This is a genomic window from Sphaerisporangium sp. NPDC088356 (genome assembly GCF_040685555.1).
GTDB lineage: Bacteria > Actinomycetota > Actinomycetes > Streptosporangiales > Streptosporangiaceae > Sphaerisporangium.
Window position 1 is genome coordinate 1 of record NZ_JBFBIK010000110.1, and the last position, 24,287, is coordinate 24,287.

The window sequence follows — 24,287 nt, forward strand, 5'->3', positions numbered from 1 at the left end:
CTTCTTGTGTTGGTTTTTTTTGTTTATTGCTGTTCTCAGACCCAGGCCGCCGGGGCGGCCCGGCGGGGGGGCCCCCCCCCCCCGGAGGGTAAGCCACTTGTCACCCGGGGGCCCGGTCCGCTCGCCGCGCGCTCGTACGGCCCCGTGCCGGCCGGGCGCTCCCGGCCTCGCAACCCCAGGTGCCGCCTGGAATGTCCCCTGCGGGACCGGGCTCCCGGCCGGCCGCGAACGGCGTTCCCGGCAATCACCAAGACCCCACCCGTCACGATGGCATCACGATACGATTTCTTTTATTGGGTCTTACCAACTCTTTGCCGATGCCACACTGATGTCCCATGCGAAACGGACATCGGCCCTTGCTCGCCGCCGCGACCATCGCGGTGGTCACCACCGGCGTCGCCTACTTCTTCGGACCGGGTGCCGTTCCCGCGGACAGCGAGACCAGGCCCGCGGCGCCGGCGGCGGCCCGCACCGCCCCCGCGGAGGCGTGCGAGGTGAGCGCCAAGTACCCCAAGCGGCAGCTCAGGGGAGTGTGGATCGCCACCGTGCACAACGTCGACTGGCCGTCCAAGACCGGGCTCGACCCGGCCCGCCAGCAGGCGGAGTACGTCCGCATCCTCGACAACGCGGTCAAGCGCAACTTCAACGCGGTGTTCGTCCAGGTGCGCCCGGCCTCCGACGCGATCTACCGGTCCCCCTACGAGCCGTGGTCGCAGTGGCTCACCGGCACCGGCGGCAAGGATCCCGGCTGGGAGCCGCTGCCCTTCCTGATCGCCGAGGCGCACAAGCGCGGCCTGGAGTTCCACGCCTGGTTCAACCCCTACCGCGCGGCGGACAAGGACGACCTCACCAAGCTGCCCGCCGGCCACCCCGCGCGACAGCACCCCGAGTGGGTCGTCAAGCACGAGGGCAAGCTGTACTACAACCCCGGCCTGCCGGAGGTGCGCGCCCACACCGTCAAGGTCATCACCGACGTCGTGCAGCGGTACGACGTCGACGGCGTGCACTTCGACGACTACTTCTACCCCTATCCCGGCAACGGCACCAAGTTCGCCGACGCGGGCGCCTTTACAAAGTACGGAAAGGGCAAGTCCCTGGCCGACTGGCGGCGCGACAACGTCGACAAGCTCGTCGCCCAGGTCGGCAAGGCCGTCCATGCCGCGAAGCCGTACGTCAAGTTCGGCATCAGCCCGTTCGGCATCTGGCGCAACAAGTCCGACGACCCCTCGGGCTCGGACACCAAGGGCCTGTCGGCCTACGACGCGATCTACTCCGACGCCCGCGCGTGGATCAAGGCGGGCTCGGTCGACTACATCATGCCGCAGCTCTACTGGCCCCGCGGGTTCGCCGCCGCCGACTACGCCAAGCTCGTCCCGTGGTGGGCGAACGAGGTCAAGGGCACCGGCGTGCACCTCTACATCGGCCAGGCGCTCTACCGGGTCGGCACCAGGGACAACGCGGCCTGGACCAAGGCCGGCGAGCTGCCCGCCCACCTGACGCTCAACCGCAGGTACCCCGAGGTCCAGGGGGACGTCTACTTCAGCGCCACCCAGGTCGGCAAGAACCCCCTCGGCGTGCTCGACAAGATCGTGCAGGACCACTACCCCCGCCCGGCGCTGCTCCCGCTGATGAAGGAGCGCGGCGGCGCGGCCCCGGCCACGCCGTCGGCGCTGCGGAACTCCGGCGGGACGCTGCTGTGGAAGGCCTCTCCCGGCGCGCGCGCCTACGCCGTCTACCGGGTGGCGGGCGCCAAGGCGGGCGACTGCGCGACCACCGACGCCCGCAACCTCCTCGCCGTCGTCCCCGCGACCGGCGCGGCCGAGCAGTCCTACACCACCACATCGGAGGGCACCTACCTGGTGAGCGCGCTGGACCGCCTCGGCAACGAGAGCGCGCCCGTCACGGCCCCGCTCCCCTGACCGGCCGCGAGCCGACCACCCCGGTTTCTTGGCCAGGGTGCGTGGTGGCCGCGGCCGGGTCCAGACGATCCCGCGAGCGCGTCCCCTCGGTTCTTCCCGGTGAACCGTGCCCGGAGTCCACGTTCGGGCGGTGTTCAGCGCGGTTTCCTGGACCGGGGCGCCGACTTTCCCGTACGGTGCCCAGGGATTCGCCGGTGGAGGGGTCGTGGGAGGTCAGTGGTGAGGCGGGCGCTCGGCGCGGTGGCCATGATCGTGTTGGGGCTCGTCATGGCCCCCGCCGCCGCGCGGGCGGACGGTCCCGGACGGGTGGCCCTGATCGGCGTGCCCGGGCTCCACTGGCATGACGTGAACGCGGCCGACACCCCGAACCTCTGGCGGCTGGCGGGCCAGAGCGCGCTCGGCTCGCTGTCGGTCCGCGCCGTCGGCCGCACGACCTGCCCCTACGACGGGTGGCTCACGGTCTCCGCGGGGGTGCGGTCCTCGGTCGGCTCCAAGTGCGGCCCCCCGCCGCCCCTGGAGCGGCAGGGGGCCGGGGCGGTCATCCCCGGCTTCGACTGGCTCTGGACGGTGCGCGACGTCACCTACGCGGGCACGCTCGGCACCGCCGCGCACGCGGCCGGCCAGTGCACCTCGGCGGTCGGCCCCGGCGCGGCCCTCGCGCTCGCCGACCGCGCCGGGCACGTCGACCGCTACGCCCCCTCGCCCGACCAGCTCGCCGACTGGTCCGCCTGCGGCGTGCTGGCCGTGGACGTCGACGACCTGATCCGCCCGTACATCCAGGGCGAGCGGATGTCGGAGGCGCCGGAGCTGCTCTCCCCCGCACGGCGAAAGATCGCGCTCAGGGCGGCGGACGCCACGGCGGGCTCCGTGCTCGGGCACCTGCCGCCGGACACGACCGTCCTGCTCGCCGGGCTGGCCGACCACGGCTCCCAGCCGCACCTGCGCGTGGCGATGTGGCGGGCGCCCGGCGCCCAGGGCCACTTCCTCGGGGCCACGTCGACCCACAGGGACGACATGGTCATCCTCCCCGACCTCACCGCCACCATGCTCAAGGCGGCAGGAGCGGCCGTTCCCCCCAACGTCATCGGGGCGCCGTGGCAGGCGGGCCGCGCCACGACCGCGGACGACGGCGCCGCCGCGCTGCGGCATGCCGACGTCGCCGGGCAGACCATCCGCGAGGTGGGCGGCCTGTTCTTCACGGCCCTGGCGGTGCTGCAGGTGCTCTTCTACGTGATCGCCTTCCTGCTGCTGCGCCGCCGCCGCGGCCTCGGCGGGGTGCGCGTCGCCGCCCTCGGCCTCGCCTCGCTCCCGGTCTCCACCTACCTGGTGAACCTCACGCCCTGGGAGCGCGCGGCCGTGCCCGTGCTCGCGCTGGTGGCCGGGGTCGTCATCTGCGCCACCGTGCTCACCGGCCTCGCCCTCGCCCTGCCGGCCCTGTGGTCGCGCCTGCGCGGCCGTCCGGGGGGCGCAGGCGTGCTCGGCCCGCCCTCGGTCGTGGCGGCCGTCACGGCGGGCGTGCTCGTGGGCGATCTGCTGACCGGCACCACCATGCAGCTCGACAGCCTCATGGGCTACACCGGCGTCGTCGGCGCCCGCTACTACGGCCTCGGGAACATCCCCTTCGCCCTGCTCGCCACCGCCGTGCTCCTGGTGACCACGGCGGTCGCCGACGGGCTGGTGCGTGCGGGCCGCAGGAACGTCGCCGTCGCCCTGGTGGCCGGTCTCGGCGGCTTCGCGATGCTCCTCGACGGCTGGCCGGGGGTCGGCAGCGACTTCGGCGGCGTGATCGCGTTCGTGCCGGGCATCGCGGTCACCGCCCTGCTGGTGGCGGGCAAGCGGGTCTCCATCGTCAAGCTGGGCGCCTTCTGCGTCGCGGGCGGCGTCGTCGTGATGGGCATCGCCTACCTCGACTACCTGCGCCCGCCGGCCTCGCAGACCCACCTCGGGCGGTTCGTCGGGCAGGTGATCGACGGCACGTTCGTGCCGGTGATCCTCAGGAAGCTCGCCGCCATGCTCAGCACGCTGCTCTCGCCGAACCTCATGCCGATCGTCGTCGCGGCCTTCGCGTTCCTGGTCTTCGCGCTGTTCCGCCCCGGCGCCGCGAGCGCGGGGGTGCTGCCCGTGGCGTTCGAGCGGGCTCCGATGCTGCGCGCCGGCCTCATCGGAGCCCTGGTCAGCGGGGTCGTCGGGATGCTGGTCAACGACTCGGGCGCGGCGGTCCTGTCGATGGCGCTGGCGCTGGCCGTGCCGCTGGTGCTCTCGGCGGGCATCCGCGCCCTCGTCCCGGTCTCTCCGGAGCCCGCCCCCGTGCTGCGTCCGCTCCCGGCGGGCTAGGCCGACCACGAGCGCCAGGCGCCGGCCCAGGACGGCTACCAGCGGCGGGCGGCGGGCTAGGTGGGCCAGGCGTCGGCGAGGAGCTCCCTGGTGTCCTTGAGCAGCTGGGGGAGCACCTTGGTGTGGCCGACCACCGGCATGAAGTTCGTGTCGCCGCCCCACCGCGGCACGACGTGCTGGTGCAGGTGACCGGCGATGCCCGCCCCGGCGACATGGCCGAGGTTCATGCCGACGTTGAACCCCTGCGCGCCGCTGGCCTTCCTCAGCGAGACGATCGCGCGCTTGGTGAAGTCGGCCAGCTCCGAGGTCTCGCCCTCGTCCAGGTCGGCGTAGTCGGCCACGTGACGGTACGGGCAGACCATCAGGTGCCCGGAGTTGTACGGGTAGAGGTTGAGCACGGCGAACACCGAGGAGCCCCTGGCGACCACGAGCCCGTCTTGATCGCTCATCTTGGGGATCTCGCAGAACGGGCAGCCCTCATCGGGGCCCGTCCCGCTCGGCTTGTTCTCACCCTTGATGTAGGCCATGCGGTGCGGGGACCACAGACGCTGGAAGTTGTCGGGCTCTCCCGCACCGGGCTGCTCAATCGGCTCCTGCATGCCTTGCAGCATAGGACGAGGCATCGGGTCGGTCACGAGCGGGCGCGTCCAACAACGGGGACAGATCGGGCACGGTTTCGGCGGAATCTCACCCGGGCGGCAGGCCGGACCGGTATGACGGGGAGGTGCCGCATGGACACCGCCCCCGAAACCGGCATCGACCCCCGAAACGAGGAGCTTCAATGACCGACACCGTCTCCACCGAAGAGCCGACCGCGGGTGACCAGGGTCAGGAGGAGTACGCGGAGTCCTCGCAGGCGTTCCCGGATCACGGGCCCGATTCGGCGTCCCCCGTGCCCGCGCACTTCCTGGACGAATCCCCGCTGGAGGAGTCCCCCGGCGACGCGAGCGGCCCCGGCCTGATCACCGAGGAGCCCGACCTCACGACCGGCGTCCGGGGGCGCATCAAGGTCGCCGACGAGGTCGTGGAGAAGGTCGCCGCCCTGGCCGCGCTGGAGGTCACCGGGGTCGCGGACCTGGGCGGAGATCTCGAACGGGCGCTGGAGTCGGTACGCGACCGCGTCGGCATCGGAGCCAAGCGCCCGAACCAGGGCGTACGCGCCCGCATCGACAACCATCAGGTCGCGGTCGACGTCACCATCGTCATCGAATACGGCCACATCGTCATGGAGGTCGCCGGCGACGTCAAGGTCAACGTGGCCCGCACGGTGAGCCACATGCTGGGGATGCGGGTCGTCGAGGTCAACGTGACCGTGGACGATGTGCGGCTTCCGGACGAGCGGCAGCCCGCGAGGTCCGACGACGATCATGTCGAGGCCTTCTGACGGGGTGACGGCCGAACGCCCGGACGCTTGACGCCCGGGCGCTCAGACCGCTCGACCAGACAGCTCGATCAGACCTGGACGCGGCGCTCGACGGCGTCCAGGATCTCGGTGATGGCCTCCTCGACCGGGACGCCGTTCTTCTGCTCACCGTCGCGGTAGCGGAAGGAGACGGCGCCGCCGGCGACGTCGTCGTCACCGGCGAGGAGCATGAAGGGCACCTTGGACTTCTGCGCGTTGCGGATCTTCTTCTGCATGCGGTCGGCGGAGCCGTCGACCTCCACGCGGATGCCCCTCTCGCGCAGCCTCTTGGCCACGTCGCCGAGGTAGGACACATGGGCGTCGGCGATCGGGATGCCGATGACCTGCACGGGCGCCAGCCACGGAGGGAACGCACCGGCGTAGTGCTCCACGAGGACGCCGAAGAACCGCTCGATCGACCCGAACAGCGCGCGGTGGATCATGACGGGGCGCTGGCGCGACCCGTCGGCTCCCTGGAACTCCAGCTCGAAGCGCTCCGGGAGGTTGAGGTCCACCTGGATGGTCGACATCTGCCAGGTGCGGCCGATGGCGTCCTTGGCCTGCACGGAGATCTTGGGCCCGTAGAAGGCCGCGCCGCCCTCGTCGAGGACCAGGTCGAGGTTCTCCGCCGAGGCGGCGACCCGCAGCGCCTCGGTCGCCTCGGCCCAGACCTCGTCGGTGCCGATGGACTTCTCGGGGTCGCGGGTGGACAGCTCAAGGTAGAAGTCGTCCAGGCCGTAGTCGCGCAGCAGCCCGAGCACGAACCGCAGCAGGCTCTTGAGCTCGTCCTGCATCTGGTCGCGGGTGCAGTAGATGTGGGCGTCGTCCTGCGTCATGCCGCGAACGCGGGTGAGGCCGTGCACGACGCCGGACTTCTCGTAGCGGTAGACGGTGCCGAACTCGAACAGGCGCAGCGGCAGCTCGCGGTAGGACCGCCCGCGCGACCTGAAGATCAGGTTGTGCATCGGGCAGTTCATCGGCTTGAGGTAGTAGCGCGCGCCCTCCAGCTCCATGGGCGGGAACATGCCGTCGGCGTACCAGTCGAGGTGGCCGGAGACCTGGTAGAGGTTCTCCTTGGTGATGTGCGGGGTGTTCACGAAGGAGTAGCCCGCCTCCTCGTGCCTGCGCCGGGAGTAGTCCTCCATGATGCGGCGCATGATGCCGCCCTTGGGATGGAACACGGCGAGGCCCGAGCCCAGCTCGGTCGGGAAGGAGAACAGGTCGAGCTCGGCGCCCAGCTTCCTGTGGTCGCGCTTCTCGGCCTCCGCGAGGAGCTGGAGATACTCGTCTTGCTTCTCGCGGGACTCCCAGGCGGTGCCGTAGATGCGCTGGAGCTGGGGGTTCTTCTCGCTGCCCCGCCAGTAGGCGCCGCCGGAGCGCATCAGCTTGAACGCCGGGATGATCCGGGTGGTGGGCAGGTGCGGGCCCCGGCACAGGTCCTTCCAGCACAGCTCGCCGGACTTCGGGTCGAGGTTGTCGTAGATGGTGAGCTGGTCGCCGCCCACCTCGACGCTCTCGTCGTCGGCGGTGCCGCCCTTGAGCCCGATGAGCTCCAGCTTGTAGGGCTCGGCGGCGAGCTCCTCGCGGGCGGCCTCGTCGGATACGGCACGCCGGGAGAAGGACTGACCCTGCTTGACGATCTCGCGCATGCGCTTCTCGACGCGCTTGAGGTCTTCGGGGGTGAAGGGGTGCTCGACGTCGAAGTCGTAGTAGAAGCCGTTCTCCACGGGCGGGCCGATGCCGAGCCGGGCGCCGGGGAAGATCTCCTGGACGGCCTGCGCCATCACGTGGGCGGTGGAGTGACGGAGGATGGAGCGGCCTTCCTCGCTGTCGATCGCGATGGGCTCGACGGCGTCGCCGTCGGCGACCTCGGTCGCGAGGTCGCGCGGCTCGCCGTTGATCTTCGCGGCGACGACGGCGCGGCCGTCGGCCTCCAGAGCCTCGCCGGCCGTCGTGCCGCCCGCCACCACACGCTCGGCTCCGGCGAGGGTGATGCGTATTTCGAGGGCGGCAGACACGATTACTCCAAGAAAAGTCGTGGACGTGGTTTCGCTTTTATCGTGCCCGATGCTACCTGGAACCGCCCCCGATTATCTCCGTGGCCTACGCCTTGCTCTCGCGCTTGTGGGGCTGGAAGCCGAGCGCGGTGAGCTGGGCGCGAGTGCCCCTGAACACGTTGCGGTCGATCGGGCCGTGGGCGTACTGGTGGATGGTCCACCTGTCCCAGGGCGGCGGCACCACGGGGTGCCCCTTCGGGTGGCTCGGGGCGGCGATCCACAATGGGTAGTCGTCCAGCCCCTGACAGTAGCCCTTCTTGGCGAACGACAGGAAGGTGTAGATGAGCGGCCTGACGCCGGTGAGCCGGGTCATCACATGGCACCAGCGCCGGGCGAACGCGGCGACCTCCTCGGGCGGCAGGTGACCGGAGTGCTCCAGGTCGAGGGCGACCAGGTCGCCGCGCCGAAGGCCGCCCGCCTCGTCGACCACGTTGAGGAAGTGGCGCACCTGATCGTCGGGATCGCCCTTCGGATGCCCGAAGTGGTAGGCCCCGCAGACCAGCCAGTTCTCCCGCATCGCCATCCAGTTGCGGGCGAACCACTTGTCGGTGAACGCCGTTCCCTCGCTCGCCTTCGCGAAGCCGAAGTCGACGCCGTCACCGGCGTACTCCGACCAGTCGACGGCGCCCTGCCAGTTGGACACATCTATGCCGTGCAGCATGACGCTTCGCACACTCCCCGTGACCTCACCCCGGGGGATTGTAGTCAGCGGACCGCCCGCGGGGCCCTGCGGACACGCCCGGCCGGCCCAGGTGGCGCGCGCACCGCGCGAACGGGGACCGGCTCGCCCTTCACTAAGGTTGCGGCATGGAACCCGAGGGACTGAACAGGCTGCTGGACGAGGCCGGGGTGGACGCCGCACGGTTCCGCGCGGCGCTCGCGCTGCTGTGCGACGGCGGCTGGTGGACCCTGGCCGATCTTGTCCGGCGCACGGCGACGTCGCGGCGCGGCATCGAGGCGCTCCTGCGCGAGGCGGCCCCGCAGCGGTCCGGGGAGCGGTTCCGGCTCACGGCCGAGCAGGCGCGCGCGTACCGGGACCTGCTCGGCGAGGGCCCCGACGTCCCGGCCGATCCCGTGGCCCACCTGCTCCCCGCCCACGCCGATGTGGTCGAGCGCATGGAGAAGCTGATCTCGGGAGGGCCGCGCGGGCGGCATGTGCTCGACCATGTGGCGGCGACGCCCGAGACGGTGGTGCGCAGGGCGCTGCTGCTCGGCGCCAGGTTCTGGCTGCCCGGCTCGCGGCTGCTGTGCGTGGGCGACCACGACCTGACCTCGCTGGCGGTGGCGATGATCCACCCGGGCGTCCAGGTCACCGTGGTCGACCTCGACGAGCGCATCCTGGCGTACATCGACGGGCAGGCCGGGAGCCTCGGCCTCGACGTGCGCACCCGCTGGGCCGACCTGCGCCTCGGCCTGCCCGCGTCGGCCCGCGAGCAGGCCGATCTGGCGATCACCGACCCGCCCTACACCCCCGAGGGGATCGGGCTGTTCGTGGCCAGGGCCGTGGAGGGGCTGCGCGACCCGGAGCGGGGCCGGATCCTTCTGGCGTACGGGGCGAGCGAGCGCACCCCCATGCTGGCGCTGAAGGTTCAGGGCTCCCTGCACGACCTCAACCTCGCCCTGGAGGCGATGTATCCCGACTTCAACCGCTACTTCGGCGCGGAGGCCATCGGCTCGGCCGCCGACCTCTACGTCCTGCGCCCCACCACCAAGACCCGCCCGGCCGTCGCCGCCAGGGTCGCGCGTTTCGGCACCGCGATCTACACCCAGGGGCCGCAGGCGGTCGAGTCGCGCCCTGCCGGTCCGCCCGCGGAGCAGGCTCCCGGCCCGGACGCCGAGCCGGGCTTCACGCCGGAGGTGCTGGTGGGCGACTGGCCGAAGGAGGTGTCCCCCCGGGTGCCGAGGGCGAGGCTGTCCACGTGGCTCGCCAAGCCGTACGCCGCCTCCCCCGCGCGGGTGGCGGTCGCCGTGCCGGCCGGCCTTGCGGCGGCGCTCCCCCGCCTGCTGCTCGCGACCCGGGCCCGCCACGTGCGCGCCTACCTCGCCGAGCCCCCGACCGGCCTGGCGGCGCTGTCCGCGCCGCTCGCCCCCCTGTACGAGATCACCGCCAACGGCCCGGTGGTCGACGCCGTACGGCTGCCGCCCCCGTCCGGCGAGACCGACCGCCTGCTGCGGGGCATCCTGGACAACGCCCACGGCAAGCTCGCCAACACCTGGCGGGAGGGCCTGATCAGGGCGCACGGGCACCTCACCAAGAAGCAGGCGCGCGCGGTCGTCTCCGAGACGGCTCCCTGGGCCGACGAGGTCACTCTCATCGAGCTTCCCTGGCACCGCCTTCACGACCTGCGGGAGGCGGTGGCGTCCTCGCTCCGCCTCGCCGCTGCCACCGGCCCGGGAGCGGCGTCCCCGGGCGGGTGAGAGATGGTTGAGGAAGGGAAACGGCAGGAGGTGCCGTCATGCAGGCCAAGCAGTGGACCGTGGAGATCTACATCACCGAGGACGACAACGACGATCGCACCATCGCCAGAGCCGTCCTGCTCACCCGTGGTGGCAGGAGGCACGAGAGCGTCGGATACGCCCGGCGCAACCCGACCGACCGGCCCGTTCCCGAGATCGGGGACGAGCTGGCGGCCGGGCGCGCACTCGCCGATCTGGCCGACAAGCTGACCGGGGACGCGGCGGAGGACGTCGCCCAGTTCGCCGGGCACTCCAGGCGCGGCTGACGCGACGGGCCCGCCCTGGCCGACGCGGCCCGCCGTGGCCGAGGCGGCGGACGGGCGCACGGTCGAGGCGGGCCGCCGGCGCGGTCGAGGCGGCGGGCCGGCCCGGTGCGGGCACCGGCCCGGCGAGGGCGAATGTCCCCGGCATTCGGGACCTAGGACCCCTGCACCGGGGGACCCGCCCAGGCATCAGATGGAGGTGAAGCACCAGACGAGCCAGGGAGGTCAACATGGCTATGCCAACCCGCCGGGAGTCCAGGGGCCTGGTGCCCGATCTGCTGGACTGGCTGGAGACGCCCTACACCGGTGCCCGGCCGTACACCGGGGCCCAGATGGTCCGGTTCGAGGACACCGTCAAGGACGGCCACTACGTCGTCCGCGCCGAGGTGCCGGGGATCGACCCCGAGAACGACGTGGAGGTCATCGTCTCCAACGGGGTGCTGACCATCCACGGCGAGCGCAAGGAGGAGCGGTCGGAGCCGCACCGCACCGAGTTCAGGTACGGGGAGTTCAGCCGCTCCATCCCGCTGCCGCCGAACGCCGACGAGACGGGGATCAAGGCCGTCTACCACGATGGCATCCTGGAGGTGGACATCCCGCTAGCGGAGGAGAAGCAGCAGACCCAGCGCGTGCCCGTCGAGAAGCAGGGCTAGGGCAGGCACCCTTGACGGGCCGGGGGACGACACGAGCGAGCCGGAGGTGACGACGCGCCCACTAGGACGACGACACGCGCGGGCCGGAGGTGACGCGCCCGCCGGCACGACGACACGAGCGGGGCGGGGACGACGACACGAGCGGGCCGGGACCTTGGTCCCTTCCGGCGAGACCGGCGGGCGGCTAGCGTCCGATTATGATTCGCGTGTTCCTCGTCGACGACCACGAGGTGGTGCGGCGGGGCGTGGCCGCCCTCCTTTCGACCGAGGACGACATAGAGATCGTCGGCGAGGCCGGCACGGCCCAGCAGGCCATGGCCCGCATCCCCGCCCTCAGGCCCGATGTCGCCGTGCTCGACGTGCGGCTGCCCGACGGGAACGGTGTGGAGGTCTGCCGCGAGGTCCGTTCGAGGACCCCGGGGCTCTCCTGCCTGATGCTGACCTCGTTCGCCGACGACGACGCCCTGTTCGACGCGGTCATGGCCGGGGCGGCCGGGTACGTGCTCAAGCAGATCCACGGCTCCGACCTGGTCGGGGCGGTGCGCACGGTGGCCGGGGGCGAGTCGCTGCTCGACCCCAAGACCACCGCGTCCATGCTCCGGCGCCTGCGCGACCAGGGGAGCAGGACCGACCCGCTGGCCGCGCTCACCGGCCAGGAGCGGCACATCCTGGAGCTGATCGGCGAAGGCATGACCAACCGGCAGATCGGCGAGCGCCTCTTCCTCGCCGAGAAGACGGTCAAGAACTACGTGTCGAATCTTCTCGCCAAGCTCGACATGCAGCGCCGTACGCAGGCGGCGGCGCTCGCCGCCCAGCTCAAGGCGGGACGGCGCGACTGACGGCGATCTGGAGACCGGGTGACGGGATTGACGCGGAACCAAGGCGGGCCGGCGAGACCGGGAGCTGTCTGAAAGCCGGGCGGCGCGACTGACGGGGAGCCAAGGCCCGGTGGCGGGACCGGGGGCGGTCCGAAGGCCGGGTGACGGTGATCTAGTCGAGCGGGACGCGCCAGGAGACGCGGGTGCCGCCTCCCTCGGCGCGTTCGGCGGTGAAGGTCCCGCCCAACTGGGCGGCGCGGTCGCCGAGGTTGCGCAGGCCGCTGCGGCGCCCGCCCGGGGCCAGCCCGACGCCGTCGTCCTCGACCAGGAGCGTCAGCCAGCCGCCGGCGGCCTCCACGCCGACGTCGGCCCTGGAGGCGTGGGCGTGCCGCACGACGTTGGACAGGGTCTCGCGCAGGACGGCCAGCAGGTGCTCGGCCAGCTCCGGCGGCACCTTGTTGTCGACGGGCCCCTCCATGCGCAGGCCAGGCATGAAGCCGAGGTGCCCCCGCGCGCCCTCGACCAGCTCGACGATCTGCCCGCGAAGGCTGGACGCCGCCGCGGCGGGAGGCGTCTGGAGTGCGAAGATCGTCGAACGGATCTGCCTGATCGTGCAGTCGAGCTCGTCGACGGCGTGCTTGAGCCGCGAGGACGCCTCCGGCTTGTCGACCAGGCGGACCGCGCTCATCAGCGTCATGGCGACCGCGAAGAGCCGCTGGATGACCACGTCGTGCAGGTCCTTGGCGATGCGGTCGCGGTCCTCGAGCAGGCCGAGCCGCTCGGCGTCCTCGCGGGCCTCGGCGAGCTCCAGCGCGATCGACGCCTGCCCGGCGAAGGAGTGCAGCATGCGCACGTGGGACTGGCTGAAGGGCATGCGGCCCGAGCGCTTGCCCAGGCACAGAACCCCGCGCACGGCTCCGGCGGCTCCGAGGGGAACCGCCACGGCGGGCCCGACCTCCAGCTCGTCGGAGATCACGGCGGGGATCTCCGTCGCGGCGAGGTCGGTGACCACGACCGGCTCCCCGCCGGTGAACGCCCGTCCCGACAGCGAGTCGCCGACCACCACCTCCACCGCCGTGACCTCGTCGGCCGCCACCCCGTCGGCGATCATCACGCGGAGCTTCTCGCCGCCGGCCGCGGGAAGGAGCACCACCGCGACGTCGGCTTCGGCCATCTCGCGCGCCCGCCGGGCCATCAGCGTCAGCACCTCGTGGGAGTCGGCCCCCGACAGCAGGCTGGTGGTCACCTCGGAGGACGCCTGGAGCCACACCTCGCGCCGCCGGGTTTCCTCGTACATCCTGGCGTTCTCGATGGCGACGCCGGCCGCCGTGGCCAGGGCCATGACAATGGCCTCGTCCTCCTCCTCGAAGTCGCCGCCGCCGCGCTTCTCGGTCAGGTAGAGGTTGCCGAAGACCTCCTCGCGCACGCGGATCGGCACGCCGAGGAACGAGCCCATCGGCGGGTGGCCGGGCGGGAAGCCGTACGACTCGGGATGCTCGGCGATGTGGTGCAGCCGGAGCGGACGCGGTTCCTTGATGAGCAGGCCGAGGAGCCCGAGCCCGTGCGGCCAGTGCTCGATCTTGGCGATCTCCTCCTCGGACAGACCCACGGGGACGAACTGCACCAGGGTGTTGCCCTCGCCGATCAGGCCGACGGCGCCGTACGTGGCGTCCACGAGGGTGGTGGCGGTCTCCACGATGCGGCGGAGCACCGTCTCCAGATCGAGGTCGCTGCCCACCGAGACGACCGCGTCGAGCAGGGCGTGGACCCGGTCGCGTGTCGCCAGCACGGTATCCAGCCTGACCTGAAGTTCCGACAGGAGCTCGTCGAGCCGCATGTGCGGCATCAGCGAGCGCGGTTGGACGTCCGCCATAAAGGAAGTCTCCCACAAGGCGCCCCACCCGAATCCGGGTGAATTACCAGGTCACGACATTTACCCAAAGATCGGGCACCGCTTAACCAGCGCCGTGCCACCCCACCACCCGCCGGCCGGGCTCAGCGTGCGGCGGCGGGCGTGCGCTCGGCGTGCGGGCGGCGCGGCCGTACGATCGCGACCGGGCAGCGCGCGTGGTGCAGGACGCCGTGGGCGATCGAGCCCGTGAAGGCGTGGCCGAACGTGCCGTGCGCCCGCGAGCCGACCACGACCAGGTCGGCCTCGCGCGAGGCGTCCGACAGCGCGGGAGCCGCGTGCCCGCGGACGGCCGAGCCGACCATCGGCACATCGGGATACCGCTGCCGCCAGGGGTCCAGACGGCGCTGGACCTCCCGCGATTCCTCCTCGACGGCCTCCCGCACGCCGCCGGCGTAGGCGGTCGCGTCCGGCGCGAGCGGCGGCGTCGACCAGGCGTACAGGATGTGAACCCGCGCTCCCCGCAGCCTGGCCTGCTGGAGCGCGTACTCCAGGGCGGCCTCGGACGCCTCCGATCCGTCGAAGCCGACGACGATCTCGCCCTTCCGGCCGGGCGCCGAGCGGCGCACCACGATCACGGTGCCCTCGGCGTGCCCGGCGACCGACCGGCCGACCGAGCCGAGCACCAGGCCCGTGAGGCCGCCGAGCCCCTTGCTGCCGAGGATGAGCTCGTCGGCGTACTCGGACTCGGTGGTGAGCCTCTCGGACACGGCCCCGGTGACCAGCGCCGAGCTCACCTCGACGCCCGGCGTGTGGTCGTGCACCCAGTCGACGGCAGCCTCCAGCGCGCCCGTCCAGTACGCAGGTAGCGAGCTCTGCGAGCGAGGCGCCGCCTTGAGCGGGAAGTCGTACGACCACGGCTCCCAGACGTGCACGATCCGCAACCGAGCCCCCCTGCGCCTCGCGTCGTCGGCGGCCCACTCCACCGCGGCCGCCGCCGACGGGGAACCGTCGATCCCGACGACGATCTGTCCGGCCATCGCGCACCCCTCCCCCACGACCCGGCGCCGGCCCGCCGGGACGGGCCCGCGTCCTGCTTCCACCTTCACACGGGCCTCGGTACGCACCGCCCTCGGGGTACGGCGGCACGGGGGTCCATACGGGTCAGGTGAACAGCGGCGGCACGGTGACGAGGTCGTCGGTCTCGTACCACAGCTGGTCGTCCACCTCGATGACGCCGTCGATCGCCTGCACCGCCTCGACCGCCTGCGCCACCTGCGAGCGCCGCGGGACCGTCCCCCGCAGCGACACCAGGCCGTGGTCGACCATGACCGCGAGGGTGTCGGGGTCGACGGAGGCGCGCCAGAGGGCGTCGTCGACGTCGGCGCGCACGTCCGAGGGAGGGCGTACGAAGATCTTGAGCAGGTCCGACTGGTGGACGGTACCGACGATCTTGCCGGTGGCGTCGATCACGGGCAGCTGCCTGACCCGGTGGTCGTGCATGATCTGGGCCGCTTCCCTGACCGGCGTCCTCTCGGTCACGGTGATCGCGGGGGTGGTCATGACCTGGGCGGCCGTGCTCCCCGCGGCCTTGGCGTGCTCCCTGCGGCGCCGGTGGCCCCCGAACACCCCGCCGGCGTCCGGCGTGTCGATCTCCTTGAGCAGCAGGTCGTGCGCGGACACCACCCCCACCGGCCGCCGGTCGGGGTCGATGACCGCCACGGCGCCGACCTTGAAGCGGCGCATCGTCTCGACGAGGTCGGCGAACGACGTGTTCAGCTGGACCGCGATGGCCACCTTGCCCATGACGTCCCCGACATTCATGATCATGGCTGCCTCCCCTGGACTTCCCGCCCTGGTTCGAGCATCCCGCTCGTCGCCTCGGCCCCGTCAGCGCCGAAGGTCCCGGGCGGCGGGGACCTTCGGACTGCCTTGGATCCGCCGTCTCCGCGTCCCCGCACGCCGACGCCCCCGCCGCGCGAGGAGATCGCGGCGAGGGCGTGACACGGGCACTCTGAGAGGCGCTAGGCCCACGGGCGGAAGACCGCGCGCACGCACCCGTCCTTCTTGTTCTTGAACATGTCGTATCCGCGTGGCCCGTCGTCGAGCGTCATCGTGTGCGTCGCCAGGTGGGCCGTCCTCAGCTCGCCCTTGGACATCAGGTCCAGCAGCTTCGGGATGTAGCGCTGCCCGTGCTGCTGGGCCCCCCGGAGCGTCAGCCCCTTGTTCATCAGGGCGCCGAGCGGGAACTTGTCGACCATCCCGGCGAAGACGCCGAGGACGTACACCGACCCGCCCGTGCGGCAGGCGTGGATGGCCTCCCGTACCGCGATGGGGCGGTCCTGTTCGAGCCGGAGCCGCTGCTTGACCTTGTCGTACACCTTCTGCGGGCCCGCGCTGTCCGCCTCCATGCCGACGGCCTCGATGCAGACGTCCGGACCCCTGCCGCCGGTCCGCTCGCGCAGCTCGGCGATGACGTCCGTGCGGGTGTAGTCGATGGTCTCGGCCCCGATGTGGCGCTCGGTCATCGTGAGGCGTTCGGGATAGCGGTCGATGGCGATGACGCGGTCGGCGCCGAGGAGGATCGCGGCCCGCGCCGCCATCTGCCCCACGCCGCCGCATCCCCAGACCGCGACCACGTCCCCCGGGCGCACCCCTCCGAGATCGGCGCCCATCCAGCCGGTGGGCGCGGCGTCCGAGGCGAACATCGCGTTCAGGTCGTCGACCCCGTCGGGCACGGAGAACGCGCCGTAGTCGATGAAGGGGACGCGCACGTATTCCGCGTGGCTTCCCTTGAACCCGCCCATGGCGTGGGAGTAGCCGAAGATCCCGGCCGTCGATCCGCCCCACAGCATGTCCGTGATGCCCGGCTTGGGGTTGCTGTTCTCGCACAGGGACCACATGTCGTGCTCGCAGTGCCAGCACCGCCCGCAGCCGATGATCGAGCACACGACCACCCGGTCGCCCACCTTGTGCCTGCGCACCTCCGAGCCGACCTCGACGACCTCGCCGAGGAACTCGTGGCCGATGACGTCCCCCGCGCGCATGGCGGGGATGTGACCGCCGAGAAGGTGCAGGTCGGAGCCACAGGTGGTGGTCAGCCGTACCTTGACGATCGCGTCCTGGTCGTTGAGGATCCGAGGGTCGGGCACGCGCTCCACCGACAGATCGTTGATGCCCTGCCAAGTGAGTGCCTTCACAGCCGTCCCTCCCCGCCCGCGCGCTGCGAGGCGAGATCCACAAGCCTTCCGGTGGGAGTGGGCCGCGTCGTCGGCGGCTCGTCGGGCCGCAGCACCTCCCCGGTCTCGATCAGGCACTTGGACTCCCGCAGAGCCCTCCGTACCGCCTGGCGCGGGTCCTCCCCGGCGAGGCGCGCCATGACCTCGTCGACTCCGGTGGGCACCGGGGTGATCGGCCGCGCCCCGAGCTCGGTACCTCGATCGCCGGGCGCCTCCCGGACCTGTACCTCGATCGTCTCGCCCAGGCGCGCCAGCGGCTCGGGCAGCCGCCCGTCGGGCACCACCTCCTCGGGCCGGCGGTTGATGGTGACCATCAGCCACCGGCTCGCCTCCCGCTGGGCCCTCGCCTTGGTCTGGCGCGAGGTGAGCCAACGCATCACGCCCAGGCCGGCGCCCCCGAGGATCATCGCCCCACAAACAGCACGTTTCATGCCCCTCTCCCCCTTGATGGACAACTGCTGGGATGGCTACCCATCCCCGCCCACGGCTCCCTCCAATTGGGGGCACTTGAGGAGGAGTTGACGAGCGCCTGACCCGCGGCCCCGGCGGTGGCGAGCGGAGCGGCCCCCCGGCTCACCAGTACATGATCGCCGTCTGGCCCGACCCCCTCGCGGAGTACAGCCGCACACGCGCGACGTAGCGGCGGCCCTTGACCAGGTGCGCGGTGACGGAGGAGTTGTGCGGCCGTCCCGAGTCGTCGTCGGCCGCCACGTAGCGCGGCTCGCCGTCGATCTCCTCGAACAGCCCGAGCACGGTGTCGCTCTGGCCGAACGTCGCCACGGTGTAGTCCCGGGTGCCCTCGGGCACGATCAGGTAGTCGGCCTGCTCGCCGGACGACAGGCCCAGCGGGACGGAGGTGAACGGGGACAGCAGCGACGGCCCCGCCGGTTCCAGCGGCGGGTACCACTGGCGGGCGAACCCGGCGTCGAGCACCGAGATCGTGCCCGGAGGGAACACCCCGCGCCGGTACTGCTCGGGTTCGAGGATCAGCCCGGGCCCGAAGGTGTACTCCATGATCGAGGACGCGTCCCAGATCGACCCGGTGACCTCCGACTGGTCGAGCTTGCGGATCACGTTGTTGAAGGTCTTCTCCCGCGACCAGCTGTTCGGTGGTGCCCCGAAGTCCCGGTACACCGCCTCCTCGTCCCAGACGATGCCGGCGAACGGGCTCTGGTGCTCGTGGGGCATGCCGATGACGTGGCCGATCTCGTGCAGCGCCGTGGTGTGCCCGTAGGGCGTGGTGAGCGGCCAGCCGTAGTTGACCGTGCGCTCGTCGGTGCCGATGCTCAGCGCGTCGCGCCCGAGGTAGGCCCACGATCCGTCGTCCTTCATGAAGCCGATGCGCACCTCGGCCTCCGCGCGGTCGTCCACCTCGGCGAACTCCAGCCCGATGCCGAGGTCCTTCCATGCCTGGAAGCTATCGCGGACGACGTCCTGCTGGTCCTTGCCGCCCACCCAGGACACGAAGGCCGATGTGCCGTCGGCGGTGGTCACGGTGGAGCCGTCGGTCTCGCGGTCGAAGAAGTAGTAGTGCAGCACCGTGCCGTTCAGCCACTTCAGCCTGCCGAGGATGAGTGCTTCGAGCCGGGTGCCGGCGAGCCCGGCAGCGTGCACGGGCGTGGATTGCGGGGGCAGAGAGCAGTAGTCGCGGCGCTCGCTGTCTGTGGTCATGGGACGCCTCCTGTCCGGTGTCCACACCAGGCTGGGGAGGCGGGCCCCGCCCGCGCATGAGTCACCCCCTACCTAACTCGAGGGGAGTCGCGGGAGCGGCCGGGCCGCTCAGGCGGCGCCGATGGCGGTGAACGACCACCCCGTCGCCTGGTGCAGGGGGTCGCGCGGCAGCGCGCGCCTGGCGTCGCGAAGGGCCTCGGGCATGCCCATGCCGGCGCGCAGCCCCTCGTGCAGGGACATCATCAGCGGCACCGCCGCCTGGTCGCTGACCGGCACCAGGCTCGCCACGATGCCGGCGGTGCCGAGCGGCAGCAGCGCCGCGGCCAGGCCGAGCAGCTCGTCGGCCCCCACCGGCTCCATCACGCCGGAGTCGCAGCTGGGCAGGACGATGCGGTACGGGGCCCGGTTCAGCCGCTCGACGTCGTGGACGGTGAGCTCCCCGTCGTCCATGCGCAGCGAGGAGAACATGGGGCTGTCGGCGCGGAAGGTCCCGTGCGCGGCGATGTGCGCGAGCAGGCTGCCGTCGATGGCCTTCAGGACCGCCGGGGCGGTGGCGCTGCCGCCCTCCAGCACGGTGGCCTCGCCGTACAGCCCGGCCAGGGACGGCACCTCCGCGCCGAAGGTCGCGAGGCCCGGACCGCGCACGAGCACGACATCCGCGCCGGCCGGCGGCGGCACCTCCCCGGCGCGCAGCCACGCGCCCGCGGACGGCGAGACACCGAGCACCCGGTCGCGCAGGGCGGGCAGCGCCGCCCAGGGCACCCCGTGCAGCCGTCCCGGGGGCACCATCACCACCGGGCCCTGCCCCAGATGGCCGGCGGCCGGGCCGAGCAGCATGTCCTGCAGGCGGCGCGCGCCGGACTCCAGCAGGCGGAACCGTTCCGCCGCCCTCTCCTCCGCCCGCCGCGCCGCCGTCGCCCCGCCGTCACGCCGCGTCCTTTCGTAGGCGAGCCGCCGCAGGGCGGCGCGGACGTGGACGATCTCGGTGGCCGCGTCGGCGGTCCTGCCCGCCTGGAACCGGCGGACCCTTCCCCCGCCGCAGAGCAGCACGTGGACGTCGCCCCCGACGTCGACGATCTCGGCCAGCCGGTGGTCGCCGAGACGGTCGAGGAGTGCCCGGACGTCGAAGGGACGGCCGTTGTTCGTGCCCTCGCCGCGCGCCCGGAGGGTCCGCGCGCGGATGGCCCGTTCGAGCCGCCGCTGCTCGCGTTCGAGGGCGGGGGCGGGCGTGCCCGACGACCGGGCCGACTCCACGCGGCTGGTGATCTCACGGAAGGCGCTCGTCTCGCGGAGCAGCTCGTGGTCGTCCGGCGGCCGGGTGGGCGGCACCGCCAGCGCGGTGGCCCGCCAGCGCTCGCTCCAGACCAGCAGGCCCCGGGCGTTGCCCGGTCGCAGGCTCACGCGCTGGGCGAGCGCCGCGAGCTCGGCCCCCTGCGCCGTCGCGCGTGCCCGCAGCTCCGAGGCGCCGAGTGCCAGCCGGTGCTCGTCGAGCACGTCGAGTCCCCGGCGGCAGGCGTGGAGCACCCCCCTGCCGCCCCGGCCCGCGGCCATGGCGCGCAGCGCCTCGGCCAGCCACCCGTCGGCCCGCGAGAGCGCGGGGCCACGGTGCCGGGCGAGCGCGGCGGCGGCGAGGTGGCGTTCGGCGTCCTCCGCCCAGCCCAGCGCGAGCGCCACCCGTCCCGCGAGCAGGGACGCCTGCACCGTGTCCGGGGATCCGAGCTCGGCCAGCCGGGTGGCGACGGCGGCGATGTCGCGTACGAGCCGACCGGAGATCCGTCCGGTGGCGACGCGCGACCGGAACAGCACCAGGCGCGCGTGGGCCTCCCCCCATTCGCGCCGCTGGCTGGCGAACAGCCGCAGCGCGGCCCAGGCGCGGGCGACGGCGGTGTCGGGATCGCCTGCGGCCATGGCGGCCCTGGCGGCGACCAGGAGGAGCTCGGCCTTCATGGTGCTCTGCCCGCGCGTCCGCTCCAGCAGGGCCGTCGCGCCGTCGGCCTCCTGGAGCGCCTCGTCGGCGAGCCCGGCGGCGAGCAGCACGTCGCACCGGTCGATGCTCAGGCCGAACGCCGGCGTGCCGAGGGCCTCGAAGCGCCTGGCCGCCTCGTCGAGGTAGCGCAGGGCGGTGGGCAGGTCGCCGGAGCGGAACGCCGCCCCCCCGCGGTTCCACACCGCCACGCTGCGGTCGTGGTCCTGGTGGGTGCGGTCCCACAGCCGCTCGGCGGCGACGAAGTCCCGATCGGCCTGCTCGGTGGAGCCGAAGGCCAGATGGACGAGCCCGCGCAGGGTGAGCGCCCGCGCGGTCCAGATGGTGTCGCCGGCGTCGCGCAGCACGGGGACGGCCCGGCGAAGGTCCTCCAGCGCTTCGCGGTGCCGCCCGAGGATCCACAGCACCCGGCCCCGCCGGAACAGCACGCGGGCCGCAGTGAGGCCGTCCCCTCGCTCCACGCCCGCGTCCAGGGCGCGCAGGCCCTCGGCCGTGCGGCCGGTGTAGACGACCGCGACGCCGAGGGCGGCGAGCGCGTCGGCCTCCCGGTCGGCGGAGCCGCTGCGGCGGGCGAGCGAGCGCGCCAGCCGCAGGTGGTCGACCGCGAGGGTGAGATCGCCGAAGTCGCGCTCCCAGATGCCGATGACCTGGTGGGCGACGGAGGCGTCGTGGGGCGTGGGCGCGGAGGAGAGAAGGTCGCGCGCCTCGGCGAGGGCCTCGGCCGGGCGCGCGAAGACCATCGGCAGCAGGTCGAGAGGATCCGCCGCCTTTCGAGGCTTCCGCGAGCTTCCCTCACCCACGAATCGATGTTAGACGTGGGGTTTCGGGGCGTCCACGCAGTTTCGTGGTATCAGCCGGGCACCGTCCGGCTCTTACTCGGCGACGAAGGCTGGATGACACCCCGCGAAAAGGAGCCGTGATGGCGCTCGACCGGTTCATGGAACAGCTCGGCCAGATCTCCAGGGAGATGGGCGTCCCCCTGGCGGCGGGACCCGAGGACGACCCGAGGTTCCTCTACGAACGCGACCACATCATCGTGCCGGTGGGAGAGCTGCACGAGGTCGTCCCGGTGGTCAACGCCGGCAGGCGGATCTCGGTCACGCCGCCCCACGAGAGGGAGGCCAAGGCCGGGCTCCTGCGGATCCGGGTGACCGACCCGGACGACCCCCACTCGCGTGACGGAGGGGTGACCAAGGCACTGGAGGCCATCAGGCTCGCGGAGACGCGCAACGGCAGGCGCAGGATGGGGAGCCGCAACCACATCATCGCCATCACCACTGGAGGGGTGAACTCCTGCCCGTCGGACGAGCCCGCGTTCACGGAACGGGACTGGCTTCCCGCGCTCACCCCGTCCACCTCCGCCCCGGCCCGGCCCGTCTCGATCGTCGTGATCGACACGGGCCTGCTGGTCGACCACGACCTGCTCTATCCCTGGATGCGCCACGTCGTGCCGACGCCGGGCGAGCCTCTCAAGCGCGGCGGCCTCCCGGAGGGGGTCCGCCCGTCCGACCCGGTGGCCGACCCCGATCCGGTCGTGAAGGAGTACGTGGGACACGGCACGTTCATCGCCGGGATCATCGCGGCGATCGCGCCCCGGGCGGCCGTCCGGGTCTCCGGCAAGCTCGTCCACGCCGGCGCCATCGACGAGCAGACCTTCGGGCAGGAGGTGCTGGACGCCGTCGGCTCCCAGTGGCCGGGCCTCGCCGACCTCGCGTCCGGACTGGACGACGGGACGCGGTGGCCGGACATCATCAGCCTGTCCGCCGGCACGTCCAACGAGGACGGCGAGCCCCTGCTGGGGATGGAGAAGTTCATGGCCCGGCTGGCCGATCACCCCGAGACGCTCCTGGTGGCCGCCGCCGGCAACAACGGGAGCGACGCCCCCTTCTGGCCCGCCGCCTACACGCGGCTCCCGGAGTACAGCGAGGCGGTGCTCTCCGTCGGAGCGCTGCGCCAGGACGGCCGTCACGGCGCCTGCTTCACCGACCACGGAGACTGGGTCCAGGTGTACGCCCCAGGGGAACGGCTGGTCGGGGCGTTCCTCGGCACCCCGGAACGCCCGAGGACCTACCGGTACCAGCACTCGACCTACGGCTACTGCCGCTGGAGGCAGACCTCCGAGCACGACTTCGACTACGACTGCACCTGCGGGTTCCCCGCGCGCGCCGGGGAGCTCAGCACGTCCCTGGCCGAGGCGGCCACGCAGGACTTCACGGGCAAGGCCGAGTGGAGCGGCACGTCGTTCTCCACCCCTGCCGTAGCGGCCATGATCGCCAACTGCATGATGGAGAACCCGGGGCTCAGTTCTCGCGCGGCGGCGGTGAAGCTCCTCACCGGTCCCGCCGTGCGGACGGCCGAGGTCCACGGCCGAAGCGTCCCCGCCCTGTGGCCGCCGCTGTGGAGCCCGAGGGAGGTGGTCCTCCACCCGCCGCGGCCCTGACACGGCATCACGAATCGGCTGAGAAGCGCATCATGCCCCCCGAGGGCTTCACGCATCGTACGATGATGATCCCCGCCCCAAGGGACGTCGCCGTGGACCGTGATTCGATCGGCAGCCTTTTCCTGTCCGCGGCGGACGGCGATGCCGCCGCGTGGAAAGCGCTCGTCGAAGGGCTCGCACCCCTTGTGTGGTCGGTGGTGCGCGCCCACGGGCTGTCGGACGCCGACGGTCACGAGGTGTTCCAGACGACGTGGCTGCGGCTCGCCCAGCACCTCCAGCGCATCCGCGAGCCCGAGAAGGTCGGGTCGTGGCTGGCGAGCACGGCGCGGCACGAGTGCCTGAAGGTGATCCAGGCCTCGCGCCGCGTCTCCCCCGTCGGCGACCCCGGGGTCTTCGACCGCGCCGCCGACCAGTGGACGCCTGAGGAGGCGCTGATCCGGTCGGAGGAGGCCGACGCCAGGGCCGACCAGGTGAGGCAGCTCTGGCAGGCCTTCGAGCAGCTCAGCGAGGCGTGCCGCCGGCTCCTTCGCGTGCTCATGGCCTCGCCGCGCCCGCACTACCACGAGGTCTCCGCCGCGCTCGGGATCCCGGTCGGCGGCATCGGCCCGACCCGGCAGCGCTGCCTGCGGCGGCTGCGGGCACTCATGGAGCGTGCCGGATGAACGCCTTCGACGACGCGGACGAGGAGGACATGCGCCTGGAGGACGCGCTGCGCCACGCGGCGGCGCTGTTCGACCCGGTGCCCTCCGACCTGGTCCAGGCGGCCGTGGAGGCCTACACGCTGCGCACGATGGACGCCGAACTGGCCGCGCTGACCTTTGACTCCCTCGCGGAGCCCGCGCCCGTGCGCGGCGGCGGCGAGACCCGGCTGGCCACCTTCCACGTCCTCGGGGTCACCATCGACATCGAGGTGACCGTCGTGGGGACGACCGGCCGCGTCCTCGGCCAGGTGATCCCGGGCCGGCCGGGCGAGATCGAGGTGCGGGGCCGCCGGCCCGCGACCGTGACCGCCGACGGCATGGGCAGGTTCGTTTGCGAGGGGGTGCCCACGGGGCCGTTCAGCCTCCGGTGCCGCTTCGCGTCGGCCGTCGTGGTCACGGAGTGGATCACCATCTGATCCGGGCGCCCCGGCGGTGACGCGCCGCCGGGGCGCCCGGCGCTCGGCTCGGGTCACCCCTTAATGACCAAGGCGACGCTTCAC

Annotated in this window: 20 protein-coding genes; 10 read left to right on the top strand and 10 right to left on the bottom strand. The window is 72.4% G+C overall.

Going from position 1 to position 24,287, the window contains the following annotated elements; genetic code table 11:
* Positions 1-335: 335 nt before the first annotated feature.
* Entirely contained in the window at positions 336-1,919 is a 1,584-nt protein-coding gene (locus AB0O34_RS29340) for a family 10 glycosylhydrolase (protein ID WP_363920850.1), read from the top strand.
* Positions 1,920-2,138: 219 nt separating this feature from the next.
* Positions 2,139-4,253 carry a hypothetical protein gene (locus AB0O34_RS29345; RefSeq protein ID WP_363920852.1) on the top strand — a complete coding sequence of 705 codons (2,115 nt, stop codon included), beginning with the start codon at positions 2,139-2,141 and terminating at the stop codon, positions 4,251-4,253.
* A 56-nt stretch (positions 4,254-4,309) separates the two neighbouring features.
* Here AB0O34_RS29345 and AB0O34_RS29350 read toward each other — a convergent pair whose 3' ends face one another.
* Complete coding sequence (locus AB0O34_RS29350) at positions 4,310-4,852, bottom strand: HIT domain-containing protein (RefSeq protein ID WP_363920854.1); 543 nt, start codon at positions 4,850-4,852, stop codon at positions 4,310-4,312.
* A gap of 182 nt (positions 4,853-5,034) precedes the next feature.
* On the opposite strand from AB0O34_RS29350, the gene AB0O34_RS29355 reads away from it, so the two are divergent.
* Positions 5,035-5,637 carry an Asp23/Gls24 family envelope stress response protein gene (locus tag AB0O34_RS29355; protein ID WP_363920856.1) on the top strand — a complete coding sequence of 201 codons (603 nt, stop codon included), beginning with the start codon at positions 5,035-5,037 and terminating at the stop codon, positions 5,635-5,637.
* 68 nt (positions 5,638-5,705) lie between these two features.
* Here the strand turns inward: AB0O34_RS29355 and thrS are convergent, their stop codons facing one another.
* The gene (gene thrS / locus AB0O34_RS29360; protein WP_363920858.1) at positions 5,706-7,673 is read right to left on the bottom strand and encodes a threonine--tRNA ligase; all 1,968 of its coding nucleotides are present in this window, start codon (positions 7,671-7,673) and stop codon (positions 5,706-5,708) included.
* Between the two features lie 85 nt (positions 7,674-7,758).
* Positions 7,759-8,385 carry a glycoside hydrolase family 25 protein gene (locus AB0O34_RS29365; RefSeq protein WP_363920859.1) on the bottom strand — a complete coding sequence of 209 codons (627 nt, stop codon included), beginning with the start codon at positions 8,383-8,385 and terminating at the stop codon, positions 7,759-7,761.
* A 134-nt stretch (positions 8,386-8,519) separates the two neighbouring features.
* Here AB0O34_RS29365 and AB0O34_RS29370 point away from each other — a divergent pair, with 134 nt between their 5' ends.
* From AB0O34_RS29370 to AB0O34_RS29385, 4 genes are all read left to right on the top strand, one after another.
* Positions 8,520-10,130 carry a bis-aminopropyl spermidine synthase family protein gene (locus tag AB0O34_RS29370; protein WP_363920861.1) on the top strand — a complete coding sequence of 537 codons (1,611 nt, stop codon included), beginning with the start codon at positions 8,520-8,522 and terminating at the stop codon, positions 10,128-10,130.
* Positions 10,131-10,168: 38 nt separating this feature from the next.
* Complete coding sequence (locus AB0O34_RS29375) at positions 10,169-10,435, top strand: DUF1876 domain-containing protein (RefSeq protein WP_363920863.1); 267 nt, start codon at positions 10,169-10,171, stop codon at positions 10,433-10,435.
* 227 nt (positions 10,436-10,662) lie between these two features.
* On the top strand, positions 10,663-11,085 hold the full coding sequence (locus AB0O34_RS29380; RefSeq protein ID WP_363920865.1) for an Hsp20/alpha crystallin family protein: 423 nt from the start codon (positions 10,663-10,665) through the stop codon (positions 11,083-11,085).
* A gap of 197 nt (positions 11,086-11,282) precedes the next feature.
* On the top strand, positions 11,283-11,924 hold the full coding sequence (locus AB0O34_RS29385; RefSeq protein ID WP_363920866.1) for a response regulator transcription factor: 642 nt from the start codon (positions 11,283-11,285) through the stop codon (positions 11,922-11,924).
* Between the two features lie 151 nt (positions 11,925-12,075).
* On the opposite strand, the gene AB0O34_RS29390 is transcribed toward AB0O34_RS29385, so the two are convergent.
* The 7 genes from AB0O34_RS29390 to AB0O34_RS29420 all read right to left on the bottom strand — a co-directional run bounded on the left by AB0O34_RS29390 (position 12,076) and on the right by AB0O34_RS29420 (position 21,446).
* Complete coding sequence (locus AB0O34_RS29390; protein WP_363920868.1) at positions 12,076-13,776, bottom strand: GAF domain-containing protein; 1,701 nt, start codon at positions 13,774-13,776, stop codon at positions 12,076-12,078.
* A gap of 122 nt (positions 13,777-13,898) precedes the next feature.
* Positions 13,899-14,792 carry a universal stress protein gene (locus AB0O34_RS29395; protein ID WP_363920870.1) on the bottom strand — a complete coding sequence of 298 codons (894 nt, stop codon included), beginning with the start codon at positions 14,790-14,792 and terminating at the stop codon, positions 13,899-13,901.
* 124 nt (positions 14,793-14,916) lie between these two features.
* The gene (locus AB0O34_RS29400; RefSeq protein WP_363920872.1) at positions 14,917-15,582 is read right to left on the bottom strand and encodes a CBS domain-containing protein; all 666 of its coding nucleotides are present in this window, start codon (positions 15,580-15,582) and stop codon (positions 14,917-14,919) included.
* Between the two features lie 194 nt (positions 15,583-15,776).
* Complete coding sequence (locus AB0O34_RS29405; protein WP_363920874.1) at positions 15,777-16,952, bottom strand: zinc-dependent alcohol dehydrogenase; 1,176 nt, start codon at positions 16,950-16,952, stop codon at positions 15,777-15,779.
* Positions 16,949-17,422 (bottom strand): hypothetical protein, encoded by a 474-nt coding sequence (locus AB0O34_RS29410; RefSeq protein WP_363920876.1) that lies wholly within the window; start codon positions 17,420-17,422, stop codon positions 16,949-16,951. The genes AB0O34_RS29405 and AB0O34_RS29410 overlap by 4 nt, the downstream gene beginning before the upstream one ends.
* A gap of 142 nt (positions 17,423-17,564) precedes the next feature.
* Positions 17,565-18,662 carry a hypothetical protein gene (locus tag AB0O34_RS29415; protein ID WP_363920878.1) on the bottom strand — a complete coding sequence of 366 codons (1,098 nt, stop codon included), beginning with the start codon at positions 18,660-18,662 and terminating at the stop codon, positions 17,565-17,567.
* A 108-nt stretch (positions 18,663-18,770) separates the two neighbouring features.
* Positions 18,771-21,446, bottom strand: coding sequence for a CHAT domain-containing protein (locus AB0O34_RS29420; protein WP_363920880.1), 2,676 nt, complete (start codon positions 21,444-21,446; stop codon positions 18,771-18,773).
* 119 nt (positions 21,447-21,565) lie between these two features.
* Between AB0O34_RS29420 and AB0O34_RS29425 the strand changes: the two genes are divergently transcribed.
* From AB0O34_RS29425 to AB0O34_RS29435, 3 genes are all read left to right on the top strand, one after another.
* Positions 21,566-23,086 (top strand): S8/S53 family peptidase, encoded by a 1,521-nt coding sequence (locus AB0O34_RS29425; RefSeq protein ID WP_363920882.1) that lies wholly within the window; start codon positions 21,566-21,568, stop codon positions 23,084-23,086.
* Positions 23,087-23,178: 92 nt separating this feature from the next.
* Positions 23,179-23,748 (top strand): sigma-70 family RNA polymerase sigma factor, encoded by a 570-nt coding sequence (locus AB0O34_RS29430; protein WP_363920884.1) that lies wholly within the window; start codon positions 23,179-23,181, stop codon positions 23,746-23,748.
* Positions 23,745-24,203 carry a hypothetical protein gene (locus tag AB0O34_RS29435; RefSeq protein WP_363920886.1) on the top strand — a complete coding sequence of 153 codons (459 nt, stop codon included), beginning with the start codon at positions 23,745-23,747 and terminating at the stop codon, positions 24,201-24,203. Before AB0O34_RS29430 ends, AB0O34_RS29435 begins: the two co-directional genes overlap by 4 nt.
* Positions 24,204-24,287: the final 84 nt, after the last annotated feature.

Bases quoted from the DNA above. Each gene is read 5' to 3' on its own strand.
- AB0O34_RS29340 (WP_363920850.1), top strand. From the start codon at position 336: ATGCGAAACGGACATCGGCCCTTGCTCGCCGCCGCGACCATCGCGGTG.
- AB0O34_RS29350 (WP_363920854.1), bottom strand. From the start codon at position 4,852: ATGCAGGAGCCGATTGAGCAGCCCGGTGCGGGAGAGCCCGACAACTTC.
- AB0O34_RS29355 (WP_363920856.1), top strand. From the start codon at position 5,035: ATGACCGACACCGTCTCCACCGAAGAGCCGACCGCGGGTGACCAGGGT.
- AB0O34_RS29370 (WP_363920861.1), top strand. From the start codon at position 8,520: ATGGAACCCGAGGGACTGAACAGGCTGCTGGACGAGGCCGGGGTGGAC.
- AB0O34_RS29375 (WP_363920863.1), top strand. From the start codon at position 10,169: ATGCAGGCCAAGCAGTGGACCGTGGAGATCTACATCACCGAGGACGAC.
- AB0O34_RS29380 (WP_363920865.1), top strand. From the start codon at position 10,663: ATGGCTATGCCAACCCGCCGGGAGTCCAGGGGCCTGGTGCCCGATCTG.
- AB0O34_RS29385 (WP_363920866.1), top strand. From the start codon at position 11,283: ATGATTCGCGTGTTCCTCGTCGACGACCACGAGGTGGTGCGGCGGGGC.
- AB0O34_RS29390 (WP_363920868.1), bottom strand. From the start codon at position 13,776: ATGGCGGACGTCCAACCGCGCTCGCTGATGCCGCACATGCGGCTCGAC.
- AB0O34_RS29395 (WP_363920870.1), bottom strand. From the start codon at position 14,792: ATGGCCGGACAGATCGTCGTCGGGATCGACGGTTCCCCGTCGGCGGCG.
- AB0O34_RS29400 (WP_363920872.1), bottom strand. From the start codon at position 15,582: ATGATCATGAATGTCGGGGACGTCATGGGCAAGGTGGCCATCGCGGTC.
- AB0O34_RS29410 (WP_363920876.1), bottom strand. From the start codon at position 17,422: ATGAAACGTGCTGTTTGTGGGGCGATGATCCTCGGGGGCGCCGGCCTG.
- AB0O34_RS29415 (WP_363920878.1), bottom strand. From the start codon at position 18,662: ATGACCACAGACAGCGAGCGCCGCGACTACTGCTCTCTGCCCCCGCAA.
- AB0O34_RS29425 (WP_363920882.1), top strand. From the start codon at position 21,566: ATGGCGCTCGACCGGTTCATGGAACAGCTCGGCCAGATCTCCAGGGAG.
- AB0O34_RS29435 (WP_363920886.1), top strand. From the start codon at position 23,745: ATGAACGCCTTCGACGACGCGGACGAGGAGGACATGCGCCTGGAGGAC.